Source organism: Arthrobacter sp. StoSoilB5, assembly GCF_019977235.1.
Classification (GTDB): Bacteria; Actinomycetota; Actinomycetes; order Actinomycetales; family Micrococcaceae; genus Arthrobacter.
Genome location: NZ_AP024646.1, coordinates 1,289,771 through 1,303,776, shown reverse-complemented (window position 1 = coordinate 1,303,776; position 14,006 = coordinate 1,289,771). Strand labels below are relative to the sequence as shown.

General features: G+C 63.1%; 16 protein-coding genes. 8 read left to right on the top strand and 8 right to left on the bottom strand.

Annotated features, from left to right (window positions below; genetic code table 11):
- Positions 1-94: 94 nt before the first annotated feature.
- Positions 95-1,765, bottom strand: coding sequence for a bifunctional phosphoribosylaminoimidazolecarboxamide formyltransferase/IMP cyclohydrolase (gene purH, locus LDN75_RS06035; RefSeq protein ID WP_223936250.1), 1,671 nt, complete (start codon positions 1,763-1,765; stop codon positions 95-97).
- Positions 1,766-1,942: 177 nt separating this feature from the next.
- Between purH and LDN75_RS06030 the strand changes: the two genes are divergently transcribed.
- The 3 genes from LDN75_RS06030 to LDN75_RS06020 are packed head-to-tail and all read left to right on the top strand — an operon-like array spanning position 1,943 to position 5,227.
- A complete protein-coding gene (locus LDN75_RS06030) occupies positions 1,943-2,890 on the top strand; it encodes a BadF/BadG/BcrA/BcrD ATPase family protein (protein WP_223936249.1) in 948 nt (315 codons plus the stop codon).
- On the top strand, positions 2,865-3,824 hold the full coding sequence (gene murQ / locus LDN75_RS06025; RefSeq protein ID WP_223936248.1) for an N-acetylmuramic acid 6-phosphate etherase: 960 nt from the start codon (positions 2,865-2,867) through the stop codon (positions 3,822-3,824). Before LDN75_RS06030 ends, murQ begins: the two co-directional genes overlap by 26 nt.
- Positions 3,825-3,874: 50 nt before the next feature.
- A complete protein-coding gene (locus tag LDN75_RS06020; protein ID WP_223936247.1) occupies positions 3,875-5,227 on the top strand; it encodes an MFS transporter in 1,353 nt (450 codons plus the stop codon).
- Positions 5,228-5,296: 69 nt separating this feature from the next.
- On the opposite strand, the gene LDN75_RS06015 is transcribed toward LDN75_RS06020, so the two are convergent.
- Both LDN75_RS06015 and purN read right to left on the bottom strand, forming a co-directional pair.
- The gene (locus tag LDN75_RS06015) at positions 5,297-5,932 is read right to left on the bottom strand and encodes a hypothetical protein (RefSeq protein WP_223936246.1); all 636 of its coding nucleotides are present in this window, start codon (positions 5,930-5,932) and stop codon (positions 5,297-5,299) included.
- Positions 5,933-6,352: 420 nt separating this feature from the next.
- Positions 6,353-6,925 carry a phosphoribosylglycinamide formyltransferase gene (gene purN, locus LDN75_RS06010; RefSeq protein WP_223936245.1) on the bottom strand — a complete coding sequence of 191 codons (573 nt, stop codon included), beginning with the start codon at positions 6,923-6,925 and terminating at the stop codon, positions 6,353-6,355.
- An 11-nt stretch (positions 6,926-6,936) separates the two neighbouring features.
- Between purN and LDN75_RS06005 the strand changes: the two genes are divergently transcribed.
- Complete coding sequence (locus LDN75_RS06005; protein ID WP_223936244.1) at positions 6,937-7,386, top strand: hypothetical protein; 450 nt, start codon at positions 6,937-6,939, stop codon at positions 7,384-7,386.
- A gap of 46 nt (positions 7,387-7,432) precedes the next feature.
- On the opposite strand, the gene LDN75_RS06000 is transcribed toward LDN75_RS06005, so the two are convergent.
- Complete coding sequence (locus LDN75_RS06000) at positions 7,433-8,764, bottom strand: DUF6350 family protein (protein WP_223936243.1); 1,332 nt, start codon at positions 8,762-8,764, stop codon at positions 7,433-7,435.
- 130 nt (positions 8,765-8,894) lie between these two features.
- On the opposite strand from LDN75_RS06000, the gene LDN75_RS05995 reads away from it, so the two are divergent.
- From LDN75_RS05995 to LDN75_RS05985, 3 genes are all read left to right on the top strand, one after another.
- Positions 8,895-9,365: a DUF4383 domain-containing protein gene (locus LDN75_RS05995; RefSeq protein WP_223936242.1), complete on the top strand. Its 471-nt coding sequence runs from the start codon at positions 8,895-8,897 to the stop codon at positions 9,363-9,365.
- A 314-nt stretch (positions 9,366-9,679) separates the two neighbouring features.
- Positions 9,680-11,167, top strand: a complete 1,488-nt coding sequence (locus LDN75_RS05990) for a flotillin family protein (RefSeq protein ID WP_223936241.1) — start codon at positions 9,680-9,682, stop codon at positions 11,165-11,167.
- Positions 11,160-11,399, top strand: a complete 240-nt coding sequence (locus LDN75_RS05985; protein WP_223936240.1) for a hypothetical protein — start codon at positions 11,160-11,162, stop codon at positions 11,397-11,399. The genes LDN75_RS05990 and LDN75_RS05985 overlap by 8 nt, the downstream gene beginning before the upstream one ends.
- A 44-nt stretch (positions 11,400-11,443) precedes the next feature.
- Here the strand turns inward: LDN75_RS05985 and LDN75_RS05980 are convergent, their stop codons facing one another.
- The 3 genes from LDN75_RS05980 to LDN75_RS05970 form a co-directional block, all read right to left on the bottom strand.
- Positions 11,444-11,821 (bottom strand): hypothetical protein, encoded by a 378-nt coding sequence (locus LDN75_RS05980; protein ID WP_223936239.1) that lies wholly within the window; start codon positions 11,819-11,821, stop codon positions 11,444-11,446.
- Positions 11,818-12,261 (bottom strand): DnaJ domain-containing protein, encoded by a 444-nt coding sequence (locus LDN75_RS05975; RefSeq protein WP_223936238.1) that lies wholly within the window; start codon positions 12,259-12,261, stop codon positions 11,818-11,820. Before LDN75_RS05975 ends, LDN75_RS05980 begins: the two co-directional genes overlap by 4 nt.
- A 230-nt stretch (positions 12,262-12,491) precedes the next feature.
- Positions 12,492-12,914 (bottom strand): Hsp20/alpha crystallin family protein, encoded by a 423-nt coding sequence (locus tag LDN75_RS05970; protein ID WP_223936237.1) that lies wholly within the window; start codon positions 12,912-12,914, stop codon positions 12,492-12,494.
- A gap of 142 nt (positions 12,915-13,056) precedes the next feature.
- Between LDN75_RS05970 and LDN75_RS05965 the strand changes: the two genes are divergently transcribed.
- Positions 13,057-13,524 (top strand): MerR family transcriptional regulator, encoded by a 468-nt coding sequence (locus LDN75_RS05965; protein ID WP_223936236.1) that lies wholly within the window; start codon positions 13,057-13,059, stop codon positions 13,522-13,524.
- Positions 13,525-13,572: 48 nt separating this feature from the next.
- On the opposite strand, the gene LDN75_RS05960 is transcribed toward LDN75_RS05965, so the two are convergent.
- Entirely contained in the window at positions 13,573-13,944 is a 372-nt protein-coding gene (locus LDN75_RS05960; RefSeq protein WP_223936235.1) for a hypothetical protein, read from the bottom strand.
- Positions 13,945-14,006: the final 62 nt, after the last annotated feature.

Below are 14,006 nucleotides of genomic sequence, written 5' to 3'. Positions count from 1 at the left end.
AGGTAGGTGCGTGTTAACGACGACGGCGGCCGTCCCCAACCGGGGGCGGACGCCGTCGCTGTTCTACTGGCTTTTGGGCTGTTGCCCGTCCACGTTAGTGGAAGAAGTGGCGTGCGCCGGTGAAGTACATCGTGATGCCAGCAGCGTTGGCTGCGGCGATGACTTCCTCATCGCGGACCGAACCGCCAGGCTGGACCACGGCGCGGACGCCGGCGTCGATCAGGATCTGCAGGCCGTCAGCGAACGGGAAGAACGCATCCGACGCAGCCACGGCACCGCGTGCGCGCTCAGGTGCGTCGCCGCCGCTGGCGTTGGACGCGCCGCCAGCACCTTCGACGTCGGACTCCACCGTGACGCCCAGCGTGTTGGCGCGCTCGACGGCAAGGCGGCAGGAGTCCAGACGGTTGACCTGGCCCATGCCGATGCCCACCGCGGCCCCGTGATCTGCGATCAGGATGGCGTTGGACTTGGCAGCACGGCAAGCGGTCCAGGCGAAAGCGAGGTCCGCGAGGGTCTTTTCGTCGGCAGCTTCGCCTGCGGCGAGAGTCCAGTTGGCGGGGTTGTCGCCGTCGGCGTCCACCTTGTCGCTCATCTGCACCAGCACGCCACCGGAGACCTGGCGCATTTCGGAGGGGTAGCGGCCGTAGCCCTCAGGCAGGGCAAGCAGTCGGATGTTCTTCTTCTTGGAAAGGATCTCCACAGCTTCCGGCTCGAAGTCCGGAGCGATGACAACCTCGGTGAAGATATCAGCCACGGTTCGCGCCATGCCGGCAGTGACGGTGCGGTTCGCGGCGATCACGCCACCGAAAGCGGAGACAGGATCGCAGGCGTGGGCCTTGGCGTGGGCGTCAGCGATCGGATCTGCTGCGTCGGCTGAACCAACGGCCACACCACACGGGTTGGCGTGCTTGATGATCGCAACGGCGGGCTCGGCGAAGTCGAAGGCAGCGCGGAGGGCGGCATCGGCGTCGACGAAGTTGTTGTAGCTCATGGCCTTGCCGTGCAGCTGGTCAGCCTGGGCGATGCCGGCCGGAGCAGCCTTGTCCACGTAGAGCGCAGCCTGCTGGTGCGGGTTTTCGCCGTAGCGGAGGACCTCGGAGCGTTCCAAGGACAGACCGGCGTAGGCGGGCCAGTCGATGATGCCGTCGCCGTCTTCGTCCAGGAATTGGCTGGCGGTCCAGGTGGCAACAGCGTTGTCGTAGCTGGCCGTGTGGGCGAAGGCCTTGGCAGCCAGGCGGCGACGCGTGTTCAGGTCAAAACCGCCATGTGCTGCGGCGTCGACTACTGCGCCGTAGAAGTTCGGGTCCGTAACGATGGCGACGGCGGCGTGGTTCTTCGCGGCCGAACGCACCATGGCGGGGCCTCCGATGTCGATCTGCTCAACCACCTCGTCCTGCGCTGCGCCGGACTTCACAGTCTCGACGAACGGGTACAGGTTCACGACCACGAGGTCGAACGTCTCGATCTCCATACCGGCAAGGGTTTCCATGTGGGCCGGGACGCGGCGGTCGGCCAGGATGCCTCCGTGCACACGCGGGTGCAGGGTCTTGACGCGGCCGTCAAGCATTTCCGGGGAGCCGGTGACTTCTTCGACTTCCTTGACCGGGATGCCAGCAGCGGCGATCTTCTTGGCGGTGGAGCCGGTGGAAACGATTGCGACGCCGGCTGCGTGCAGGCCCTTCGCGAGCTCCTCCAGTCCCGTCTTGTCGTAAACCGAGATCAGTGCACGGCGGATGGGAACACGGTCAAGCTGCGTCAAGCTCACAAAAGTCTCCGTCTTAGTTCGCGTAGATGTCGCGGGTGGTGGGGATACGGAGAGTTTATCGTGTTTCGCTGGCGCGCTGGTTTCGGGTCCTGGTTGCCCTTTCGTTGCGGGGCCCGCTCTGCGCCCCACTCCCCACGTTTGCCACGCACAACAGGCCCCACAACATAGGGTTGATCCATGGAAGCCACCGATGTCGTTCTCGCCGCCGATGTAGGGAAGAGCCGCTGCCGCGTGGAGTTGCGCAGTGGCACCGAATTACTCGGTGCGGCGGACCAGCACGGGTTCCCCGGAGTCCACATGGACAACGGCCCCACCATCGCTTTCGACCTCCTGCTTGAGACGGTCTCGATGCTCCCGCCAGGCCTCCCTGTCAGCACGTTGACGGGGATCGGCGCGGCAGTGGCGGGCGTCGAGGCTTCTGCGGAGAAGTCCCGTGAGCTGGCCTCCATGTTGTCCCAACGCTTCGGGGTCCCGGCAGCTGTTCTTTCGGACGCCACCGCAGCCCAACTCGGAGCCCTCCAAGGCGCGCCCGGCACTACCCTGATCGTGGGCACGGGTGCGGTGGCCTTCCGTTTCGATGAAGCCGGCGTCCTTCATCGCGCCGACGGTTGGGGACCCTACCTGGGCGATCGTGGCAGCGGCCGTTGGATCGGCCAGCGGGGGCTTCAGGCAGTTTTGGAAGCGCACGACGGCGGCCCGGCCACTTCCCTTTCGGCTGCGGCAGGGGCTCTGGTCGACTCCCCGGAAATGCTCCCCGGCTGGCTCGCATCCGTCGAAAACCCATACCGGGCAATGGCCCGGTTCGCACCGCTGGTTCTGCACGCAGCGGAGGCGGGTGACGCCGTCGCGAATGTCATTGTGGACGAGGCCTGCCGGGTCCTGACCAAGACCGTGCAGCTGGCCGCGGCGGGCGATACCGGGAGCTCACGCCGTGTTGCCCTGCTGGGCGGAGTGGTCAGCTCCGGGTTCTTCGCGGAGCTCTTGCGGAACTCCCTTGCTTCGGCTGGGATTGAGGTGGTGGCCCCGCTGGGCGATGGCTTGGACGGTGCTGCCCTCGCTGCGACGCGCCGCGGGCTCATCCAGGAAAGGTACATCCACCGTGACGGAACAAACTGGCCGGACTAGCCCCACTGACGCGGACAGGCTGGCGGGCCTGCGGACGGAACTCGCCGGGCTGGAGACCGAAGCCGCTGCCGAGAACCTGAGCGAACTGGACATCCTGGGCACGGAGGAACTCGTCGCTGCCATGCTTGCCCACAGTGCAGGAGTAAACTCCGCGGTTGAAGCAGCGAGCCCTGCGATTGTGCAAACCGTCGACGCCGTGGCGGAGCGGCTCCAGCGCGGGGGTCGCCTTCTTTATGTGGGGGCTGGAACGGCCGGGCGCCTGGGGGTCCTCGATGCAAGTGAGTGCCCGCCGACGTTCGGCACCCCGCCGGGACTCGTCGTCGGAATCATCGCAGGTGGCGTCCAGGCGATCCAGAAGCCGGTGGAGTACGCCGAGGACAACGCGACCGCAGGCGCGCGCGACCTGCACGACATCAACGTAACGGAAGCGGACGCCGTCGTGGGTATTACGGCGTCCGGCCGAACGCCTTACGTGATCGGCGCGCTGGAAGAGGCCCGGAAAAAGGGGGCGTTCACGGCGTCGCTGGCGTGCAACAAGGGTTCAGCTGTCAGCCATTTGGCGGACGTGGCGATTGAGGTTGTGGTGGGTCCGGAGTTCATTGCGGGTTCCACACGGCTGAACTCGGGCACGGCCCAGAAACTTGTCCTCAACATGATCAGCACACTGGTAATGGTGAAGCTCGGCAAGACCTACGGGAACCTGATGGTTGACCTGAGAGCTACGAATGAGAAACTCCTGGCCCGTTCGCAAAGGACAGTGCAGCACGCCACCGGAGTGGACGCGCATGAAGCCGCGGCAGTGTTGGACTCGGTCAACGGCTCGGTAAAAGCGGCCATCCTTGTGCTGCTGACTGGCATCGACGCAGCTCAGGCCAAAAGCGCTCTGGAAGTAGCCGGTGGTTTCCTGCGAAGGGCGATTGAAAACCAGAAGTAGCGCGAACAGCGGTTTGGCCCAAGCGCATAAAGTTGCATGCAGGAGGGCAGATGAATACATACACAGCCGTGCCCAGCGGCGAACAAGTTGTGCAGGAACTGCCGTGGAAGTGGAAGGTCCAAGGCAAGATCTTCGTGATCGGTGGGCTCGGATTCATGTTCGACGCCTGGGATGTGACGCTCAACGGCATTCTCATCCCGCTGCTGTCCAAGCATTGGTCCCTTCAGCCGGCTGACGCTGCGTGGATCGGCACGGCCAACCTGGTGGGCATGGCCGTCGGCGCGTTCGCCTGGGGAACCATCGCAGATACCATCGGGCGCAAGAAGGCCTTCACGGCCACCCTCCTGATCTTCAGCATCTTCACCGTGCTCGGCGCCTTCGCCCCGGACATTGTGTGGTTCTGCATCTTCCGCTTCATGGCCGGGTTTGGGCTGGGCGGCTGCATCCCGGTGGACTACGCGCTGGTGGGTGAGTTCACGCCGCGGAAGCAGCGGGGCAAAGTCCTCACTGCGATGGATGGCTGGTGGCCTGTGGGTGCGGCGCTCTGTGGCTTCATCTCCGCCGGCCTCGTTGCCGCCTTTGGGGACTGGCGGCTCACCATGCTGATTATGGTGCTGCCGGCGTTGCTCGTTTTCTGGGTGCGGCGCAGTGTTCCCGAGTCCCCGTTGTTCCTGATTCGTGCCGGCCGTCGGGCTGAGGCAGCGGCGGTGATTGATGGTTTGGTGGAGGCCACGGGCGCTTCACCCCGCGCGTATAGCCTGCCCGAACCCCAAGCCGCTCCCCGGCTCTCCCCCGGCAGCGCATGGGAACAGTTGCGCAAGATCTGGACGTTCAACTGGAAAATCACGACGGCCGCCTGGGCCCTGTTCTTCAGCATCTTGTTGGTCTATTACCTGTCGCTGACGTGGATGCCCCGGATCCTCATTGGCGCCGGATTCGAGGAGTACAAAGCCTTCGTCACCACAGCCGGGATGGCCGCCGTCGGGCTTTTGGGCGTGGTGGTCGCCGCGCTGTTGGTGGAGCGCGTGGGCCGCAAGTGGATCCTCGCCATCACCGGTCCGCTATCCGCGCTGACGCTGGTGATCGTGGCGTTCGTGGTGGACGTGCCAACTGCCGCAGTGTTCTGGCTGTTGGTGTTCGGCTTCGTGGTCCAGGTGGCAATCCCGGTCCTCTATGCTTACGTGTCCGAGCTGTATCCCACAGAACTCCGGGGATCAGGCTTCGGCTGGGCCTCGACGTTCTCCCGCATCGGCGCAGGCTTCGGGCCTTTGGTGTTCGCTTCCTTCTTCTGGCCCGAGTTCGGACTGGCACAGTCGTTCGCGATGGCCGGCGGGCTGGTACTGCTGTCGGTTCTGTGGATGGCGTTTTTCGCCCCCGAGACAAAACAGCGGGTGCTCGAGTAAGCGCCCCGCGTACCCAACTGAGTCGCAGTAGAGCGCGTTTTGAGTCGTCAAAACGCGCTCTACTGCGACCTACTTGGGCGACCAGCCGCGGGCTTCGAGCGCCCTGCGGACCTTGGCCACAGCGGACCTCGCGTCATTGGTCATGTGGCGCTTTGAGATCCGGACCAATATCCACCCTGCCCGGCTGAAGTCTTCCTCGCGGGCAATGTCCCTCACGATCTGCTCCGGATCCGAATGGCCCACGCCCTCGTACTCGACGGCAACGCGCTGCTCGCGATATGCCAAATCCGGTTGACGCACGACGCCGGGACTTAGTTCCGTAGCTACGTTGACTTCCGCTGTGGGCAGGCCAGCCCACTTGAGCGCCAGCCTCAGCCTCGTTTCGGGGGAAGAGTCGGCACCCACGCAGGCTTGCTCCAAAGCGAGGCGCGCCTTGCGGATACCCGGTGTACCCCAGTGCCGGTCCAGCATTTCTTCAAGCTCATCCATGGTGCAGTGGGGCTCACTGCGTCCCTCGAATTCCGGCCTCGGGATACGCAGCAAATGATCCGCAACGACAGTGATCTCGTCGATGTCCATTTTCCGGGCACAGTCCAGCCACGTGCGAGCCCGGCTGGTGATAAGGAGGCCATTGAACGTCGTGATTTCATCCTCGAAGAACTGTCCCCGATGTCCCACCACACCGCGCCGTCGAGGGATGGCCATGGTGTGGGGCCGCGAGATGTGGATGTCTGGTCTGTGACTACCCGGTAAAAACCCTGGGAACTCCCACAGCAAAAAAGCAGTGGCATGCGAGGCCGCCGAAAATGGCGTGACCAGGGTGACCGGACGAACCAGGTCCGCGAGGGCATGTTCTGTTTTCAGACGAGGGACTCGAATCGCCCGGCTCGGCGAGTCTAGACCGTGGTGACTCAACCGCCGTCGAGATATCCCGGCTGCAACAGCTTCCTGCCAGGTGAATGGTATCGACGAGAGTGGTTCAGGCATCGGCCGAGGAGTCTTCATGCCCCATGCTGACAAACATCACCATGCCCATGCGGCGTTATCCACAGGCCCAAGATGCTCTACGGAAACTAGGTAGCAGCACAGCGCGTTTTGAGGGGTCTAAACGCGCTTAAGTGCGACCTAGTTGGGAGGAGCGGCGGCGAGGTCAGCCAGCGTCTGAACCAGCAGGCGGCGCTCAACTACCTTGATGCGCTCGTGCAGGGTTTCCTCGGTGTCATTGGGCTCAACCACAACGGCTTCCTGGGCGATGATGGGGCCCGTGTCCACGCCGGCGTCGGCCCAGTGAACCGTGCAGCCCGTGACCTTCACCCCGTAAGCCATGGCGTCGCGGACACCGTGGGCGCCAGGGAAGGATGGGAGCAGCGCCGGGTGGGTGTTGACGTACTTGCCGTTGAAGGCGTCGATGAAGTCGGCGCTGACGATCCGCATGAAGCCGGAAGACACCACCACATCCGGGGCATAAGAGAGGACCTTGTCGCGCAAGGCAGCGTCCCATTCGGCGCGGGTTTCAAACGAGTTGAAGTTCACCACGAAGGTCTCAATGCCGGCCTCGTCCGAGCGCTCCACACCGTAGGTATCGGGCCGGTCCGCCCCCACAGCGGCGATCTCGACATCCAGTTCACCCGACTTCACGGCGTCGATGACAGCCTGAAGGTTGGAACCAGTACCGGACACGAGGACAACAATGCGCATTGCACTAGCTTATGGGCGGCTCGCGTAGGCTGGAAAACATGAATCCCGACGTCGGTCCCAGGCCGAGCCAGCAACCCCGCACTGCGGCGGAAAAGTCCGCCTTCGGCGTGACGCAGATCCTGTTCCGCGCTTTCCTTTTGTCGGCTTTGGGATCGTTTTTCGTGTTCTCCCTGAACGTGAACTACGTGTGGTTGAGCGCCATCCTGACGATTGCGGGTTTGGTGCTGGGCATCGTTGTGCTGGTCCGGTCGGTGAAGTACAAGCACCCTCGACTGGTGTTGTTCGGCACCATTTCAGGACTCGTGGTCTCGGCGGTCATGTGCCTGCTGATTCTGACGTCCGTGCTCTTCTTCAAGCAGGTCACCACCTATCAGGATTGCAGTCGCTCGGCGCTGACGGAATCCGCCAAGACACAGTGCCTCACGCAGCTTGAGGACTCGATGCCGGGCCCGGTCCGCTAGCCGAGCCAACGAAAGCCCGGCCCAGCGAAAAGCCGGGCCCACAACCTCAGGCGTGTTCGTCGTCGAACGCTACTTCGTCCAGGTTCGCCTCGCGCAGCTTCTGGCGGCGCTCCAGCCACGGACCCACTGCGTATCCGACCACGACGCCGATGCCCACTTCGGCGGCCAGCCAGACTGCCGTCCATAGTGGGTGGGGTCCGATTTCCGTGAGCCGGCCGATACCGGCTGAGCCTCGGGCGACCCATGCGAGCGCACCGCTCAACACCCCAGCGACGGCTCCAATGAAGGCGCCCAGGAACAGGGTGGACGCCGCGGCTGTGAACCAGCGTGCCTTGATCTTGATGGAGAGCCACTCGTCGAAGTGGTTTTCGCCTTCGCGCAGGAACCACCAGCCGGCCATGATCCCCGCAACCACGGGGAGGGCAAGAGCCATGGGCCCGGCGTCCAGTTGTCCGGAGGGAAGCCCACCGAAAACCGGGACGGCAGGCAGGGGCCCGACGGCGGTGCCCAGCGGCCCGGCGTGCGAGCCGACGCCAAGCGAGAAGCCAGCCCCGGAGGACCATGCCAAAGCGAAGACCACGAGGTTGGGAAGGAAGCCGAGCTGCGCGATCGTGAGGACGGCCCCGCCCAACGCGCCCGCTTGGAGTCCTTCGTAAACAGCGATGATGTCCGTCCAGTGCCAGACGATGTCCACGGCCAACAGCACTGCGGCGAGGCACACGGCGGCCATCGTTGCAACGAATCCGGCCTTCAACGCTGAGCCGACGTATGAGCCCGCCCACCGTGAGTGTTGGCTGGTCTTCGCGATCCAGGCCACGGCGTCCACACCGATGAGCCTGCTCCAGGAGCCGGCCTCGCGCCGAGCGCCGACCACCAGCCCAAGTGCGAAGGCGATCAGCGGGATGGTCATGGCGAACCACAGGTTGATGACCACCTCGGGGGTGCGGCACACGAATCCTGTCGCTGTGCCGAACGCGGCGTACACAACGCAGGCTCCCATGAAGGCCTGCCACAGCTGGTCCGTGTAGGAAGCGCGGGCAAGTCGTCGTCCCGCCCGCCAGGCAAGCAGGAACGGAATGAGCGTCAGTCCAAGTGGAATCAGCGAAAGAAGACCCGTTCCCGGCTGGCCGGCCGTGCCCATATTGACCTGCGCCAAGGTCAACGGAACACCGTGGATCAGCAGCCAGGCCTGCCCGGCCAGGCGCGCCAGGAAGTCAACGTTCCGGTTCTGGAATCCGTCGGTGGCCCACACTCCCACCAATGGAAGCACAACAACAATGGCGGAAATGAAGGCTGCCTGCGCCGCTTCCAAACCACCCTGTAGCCAAAGGGGCATCGGGAGGCCACGGTTTCCGGTCTGATCAGCGCGCAGTTTCATCGTGTTCTATCGTGCCACGGTAGGCAGCACTCCCCCGGCAGGCGCCCTGTAATACCGCCAATCCCAGCGCTTTTTGCATGAACCGGCCGTAAAATGGGAGATGTTCGCAAAGGGGTGACTGGAGGGCGACATGAGTACGTCTGCTTCACATGCACGCGGCGTCCATTTCGGACGGCAAGACATCCAGGTAGTAGGCCTGGGTGTGGGTGGCGTCGTTGCGCTGGTGGGCATCCTGGGCTTCATTCCAGGCATCACCATGCAGTACTCGGAGCTGCAATTCTTCGGCCCTGACTCGCATGCGATGCTCTTTGGCGCGTTCCAGGTATCCGTGCTGCTCAACCTCGTACAACTGGCCATCGGCGCCACGGGATGGGCGATGTCCCGTACGGCACACGGCGCGCGGAACTTCCTGATGGGCTTTGGCGCCCTGTACATCGTGCTGAGCATCTACGGACTGAGCGTCGGCGTCGATTCCGCAGCCAACTTCCTGTCCCTAAACTCTGTGGACAACTGGTCTCACATGGTGCTGGGCATCCTGATGATCGCCGCTGGTTGGATGTTCGCCCAGTACTTCACAGACGATAAAAAGGCCCGGAAATAATAGAAGCCGGGAACTAGGAGCGGCCAATGAACAGGTGTCACAACTAATAAACAGAAAGTCGTACTAGCAGCTGGTGCAGCCACCTACGGATTCTCTCCAAAGGTTGCACCAGCCTTCTTTGTTAAAGCTCGACGGCGGGTGGCTGGCTTAGGTGGCCGAAGCGGCCGTCCTGGCCCGGCGTCGTGGCACAAATGACGCACAAAATTGCTGGACTTCCCTGCTCTGCCCCAACGAGACTGTGTACACGAACAGGCGCATGGCCTATGGGGGTCAATGGATGAGGCCGGTTCACATCGTCTGAAGGGACAAGGTCAATGGACGACCTCTCGGCATTTTTCCCCTTGATCGCCGGCATTCTTGGCGTGATTGTTGTCATCGGCTTCATTTGGTTGGCAACCAAGGCAATGTGGAAGGTGGCGGAACCGAACGAGGCCCTGATCATTTCGGGGCTGACCCGCGGCACGCTCGAGAATACCGACGGCATGGATTTCAAGATCGTCACGGGCAAGGGCGCTTTGGTGGTTCCGGGGCTGCAGACGGTGCGAACCCTTGCATTGACGCTGAATGAAACGGAACTCAAGGTCTCGTGCGTCACGTCCCAGGGTATCCAGGTGATTGTGGACGGCGTGGTGATCTACAAGATTGGCGACGCTCCCCCATTCATCGCGAACGCCGCCCGGCGGTTCCTGGGGCAACAGCCGAAAATGGAGAGCCAGGTGTACAACGTCTTTGAAGGGCATCTCCGCTCCATCATCGGCAGCATGACTGTTGAAGAGATCATCCGCGAGCGCGACAAGCTCGCCTCACTCGTCCGTAGTGCCAGTGGCGTGGAGATGGAGAAGCTTGGCCTCGTGGTGGATTCCCTGCAGATCAAGGACCTTCAGGACCCCACGGGCTACATCCAAAACCTGGCCAAGCCTCACATTGCCCAGGTCAAGATGGAGGCCCGGATCGCCGAGGCCACCCGCAACCGTGAGGCGGCTGAGAAGGAAGCGGAAGCTGCTGCACTGATTGCGGATGCCCAAAGCTTGTCCGCCATCAAGCAATCTGCCGCGCAGGCGAATGCTGAGCAGGCCCGTGCCAACGCTGCGCAGGCCGGACCGCTGGCCGATGCTACTGCGCGGCAGCAGGTGGTGGTCCAGGAGACCGAAGTGGCAAAGCTTGAGGCCGATCGCGAAGAACAAAAGCTGCAAACCACCATCCGCAAGCCAGCGGATGCCAAGGCCTACGCGCAAAGGACCGAGGCCGAAGCGAAGAAGGCTGCTGACATCAGTGCCGCCGAGGCCTTGGCGAAACGCATCGAACTCGACGCTCAGGCAAACGCCCGGCGCGTTGAACTCGAGGCCCAAGCCAATGCGGGGGCTGCGGCAGCCATGGCCGGGGCCACCAGGGTGACAGGTGAAGCCGAGGCAGCGGCGACCACTGCGCGCGGCAACGCTGCGGCATCCGCGGTCAAGGCCAAGGCACTGGCTGAGGCCGAAGGTATCAAAGCCAGGGGTGAAGCGTTGGAAACGAACCAGGAAGCTGTCATCAACCAGCAAATCGCGGAGAACATGCCCGCCATCGTTTCGGCAGCTGCGGAGCCTTTCTCACGCATCGGCCAGCTGACGGTCCTCAACGGCGGCGATGGACTGAACAGCATGGTGGGTGGGATTCTGTCCCAGGTTGGCAGCTTCTTGCCGTCACTGGCTTCCGCCTTGAGGGGGAAGGATGGCGCTAGCCGACCGGCAGCACCGCCCACCCGACCCACGGCTGTGAAGTCTGCGCCGGCTAAGGCGTCAGATGCGGCGTCAGATGCATAGAGAAGTCAATCGGAGCCTCACCGGCAAGATCGGAAGGGTGACCGGGACCATCGCCCCGGGCACCATCGGCGAAGTCATGCTCCCCTTCCATGGCGGTACCAGCGCGTTTTTTGCCTATCCGTTCGACAAGGCGAGCATCTTTCCTGTGGGCGAAAAGGTGCTGGTGATCTACTTCGAGCCACCCCAGACCGTGTACGTGGATGAGCTACCGGATGTGCTGCGGGAATCCTGACCGCGGACTGGCCCGACGGCGCAAAAACACCCGAAGCAAGAACACTAGGGCTGCGGCCCGTAAATGAATTCCTTGGCGTGATTGACGGCCTTCTTGAAGGCATCGTTACGTAGCGAGACCTGCTCTTTGCTCCCGCCCTTGCCGGGTTCGACAAACATTGTAGGCCCTGGGCGAAGTATCCAAATGTCGCCGGCCGGCGGGAGGTAGAAAACGCCAAAGGACCGACGTTCGGGATCGTCCGTCCAGATAGGGACCACGGCCACAGCCGCTCCGGTATCCACATTGATCCATTGAGCGCGCGGCATGGGTTGCTCGTGGACTTCCGGATCCAGGAACGGCGCGGTTCCCTTTCCCCAGCGTTTCTCGAATCGCTCGTAGAACGCGGGCATCAGATGGCTGTCGTACGAGCGCCAGGCACTCATATGTATCTCCTTCGGACTTTGGGCGAGGGGAATCCGGGGGTTGTCCTGGGCAGCGGTTCCCAGTGGACCGGGCCGAAGACCAGAGGCTGTTGATCCTTTTCGCTGGCCGCTGGAGCGGCTGGCGCTTTATGGATGCGGACCTTGACCGGCTTCCCTGAGGAACCGCTGGATCCTGACGAACCGCTGGATGTAGTACCGGTTTGCCGACTGCGATCGTAAGCACTCCGCTTCGCCGGATCCGAGAGCACCACGTACGCCTGCATGATGGCGTGGAGTTCCTGGAGGTCGGCCGCCTTGGTGGTGTCGCCGTCGTCGGGCTTTTTGCGCGTATCCGGGTGGTGGGTGCGGAGCAGCGAGCGGTAGGCGTGGGTGATTTCACGGGCTGTCGCGCTGGGAGCCACGTTCAGGATCGAGTAGTAGTCGGGTTGGCTGTTGCTCACTGCTGGTTCCGGATACGTGCTGCGGATTTGGCGATGGCCCCCGGCATGGGCCGGGAGCCATCAATCGGGAGACAACGTCAGGGGCCGCGTTTTCCTCTGCGCAACAAGCGCTGTGGCGTGGCACGAAGCCTGCGCCCTCTTTTCCGATGCTGCGGCCGATCGGAAGCTCCCGGTCTGACGCTCCGCTGGGTTGGCCACCCCCGGGTGGAGCTCCAGCGGAGCAGCTGTGGCTAGGCGTTGATCTCCTGCCGTTGGCTGTTGGACGAGATCTCGATGCGCCGCGGCTTTGCCTTTTCGGCGACGGGGATGCGGAGTGTCAGCACACCTGCGTCGTAGCTGGCTTGGATTCCATCGGTATCCAGGGTGTCACCCAGAATGAGCTGCCGGCTGAAGACGCCTTGCGGGCGTTCGGCGGCAAGCATCTCGGTGTTCTCGCCCGCAGGCGACTTACGTTCTGCCTTGACCGTCAAGACGTTGCTTTCGACGTCCAGCTCCACCGAATCAGGCGTGACGCCCGGCAGATCGAGGGCAACGATGAATTGGCCGTCCTCCTGCCAAGCATCCATCGGCATGCCGGCAGGCCTTGCTGTTGTGCCAAAAACCTGTTGGGCGAGCCTGTCGAATTCGCGGAACGGGTCTGTGCGCATCAGCATTTGGTTCTCACTCCTTCAGATCATGATGCGGTTTTGTTGTTGTGCCAGCCTTCCGGATCTGTGTTGGCTGGTATAGATTTTTTATAGCACCGGTGAGAGAGTGGTGCAAGAGGTTTTTTCAAAGATTTTTTGAGAGGTTTGCATGGCTGGCGATCACGACACCGAGCGGCCGGATTACGACGGCGGCACGCCCGCGGAGGCGGACGGCGCTGGCACCCGTGACGCTGCCGACCGCGACGGACTTGGCGTCTACGCCATCTCCGTTGCGGCTGAACTCGTGGGTACAGGCCAGCAGAATCTGCGCCTGTATGAGCGCAAAGGGCTACTCACCCCGAAAAGGACCGACGGCGGCACCCGCCGCTACAGCGAAACGGACCTTGCGACACTGCGGAGGATTGGCGCGCTCCTTGACGAGGGGCTGAACCTGGCCGGCGTGAAACTGGTGCTCGAGTTGGAGGCCGCCAACCGCGGGCTCACGGAAGACAACCGGGAGCTGACCGAGGACAATCGTGGGCTGGCCGACGACAACCGGGAGTTGAGGGCCGATAACAGAGGCCTGCGGAAGGATCTGAAGCGGGCGCGGGGTGGGGAGCAAGGCTCCAGCAAGTGAACCGGGCAGATGCCAGGCAGGCCAGCGTGATAACTCGGCGCTCGTGGCCTATCGGCGCCGGAAGTTCCGGATGTGCAGGTAGGCCATGGCTATCAGTAGTGGAACGTGGATGGCCGGCATGTTGTGAGCGAACCATTTCGGAAGGTAAATGTCCGTCACCGCGCCGCTTTCGGCCCCATAGTGTTCGGCGAGCTGCGTGAGCGGACACCGGAATCCATTGCCTGCGAAGACCAGGGATTCGCCAGCTATCACCGCCGCTGCCATGCCAACTCGTCTGTCAGTGCGTCCAGCCACACCCTGGTAGAGCACGTAGACAACGCATGACTCAATCGAAAGCCACGCCACGGTGTGGAATGTCTTGATGGCAGTGACGGCGGCAGGGTGAGGCTTGGACGCTGCGTGAACTCGGCCGATCTGCATATGAATGCACCTCCTGATTCGGAGCACGGCGTGCCTCGGTACGTGGCTCCGTCCTTCCATCC

Bases quoted from the DNA above. Each gene is read 5' to 3' on its own strand.
- LDN75_RS05980 (WP_223936239.1), bottom strand. From the start codon at position 11,821: ATGAGTGCCTGGCGCTCGTACGACAGCCATCTGATGCCCGCGTTCTAC.
- purN (WP_223936245.1), bottom strand. From the start codon at position 6,925: ATGCGCATTGTTGTCCTCGTGTCCGGTACTGGTTCCAACCTTCAGGCT.
- LDN75_RS05965 (WP_223936236.1), top strand. From the start codon at position 13,057: ATGGCTGGCGATCACGACACCGAGCGGCCGGATTACGACGGCGGCACG.
- LDN75_RS05960 (WP_223936235.1), bottom strand. From the start codon at position 13,944: ATGCAGATCGGCCGAGTTCACGCAGCGTCCAAGCCTCACCCTGCCGCC.
- LDN75_RS05970 (WP_223936237.1), bottom strand. From the start codon at position 12,914: ATGCTGATGCGCACAGACCCGTTCCGCGAATTCGACAGGCTCGCCCAA.
- LDN75_RS05990 (WP_223936241.1), top strand. From the start codon at position 9,680: ATGGACGACCTCTCGGCATTTTTCCCCTTGATCGCCGGCATTCTTGGC.
- LDN75_RS06030 (WP_223936249.1), top strand. From the start codon at position 1,943: ATGGAAGCCACCGATGTCGTTCTCGCCGCCGATGTAGGGAAGAGCCGC.
- LDN75_RS05985 (WP_223936240.1), top strand. From the start codon at position 11,160: ATGCATAGAGAAGTCAATCGGAGCCTCACCGGCAAGATCGGAAGGGTG.
- LDN75_RS06000 (WP_223936243.1), bottom strand. From the start codon at position 8,764: ATGAAACTGCGCGCTGATCAGACCGGAAACCGTGGCCTCCCGATGCCC.
- LDN75_RS06020 (WP_223936247.1), top strand. From the start codon at position 3,875: ATGAATACATACACAGCCGTGCCCAGCGGCGAACAAGTTGTGCAGGAA.
- LDN75_RS06005 (WP_223936244.1), top strand. From the start codon at position 6,937: ATGGGCGGCTCGCGTAGGCTGGAAAACATGAATCCCGACGTCGGTCCC.
- LDN75_RS06015 (WP_223936246.1), bottom strand. From the start codon at position 5,932: ATGGCCATCCCTCGACGGCGCGGTGTGGTGGGACATCGGGGACAGTTC.
- LDN75_RS05995 (WP_223936242.1), top strand. From the start codon at position 8,895: ATGAGTACGTCTGCTTCACATGCACGCGGCGTCCATTTCGGACGGCAA.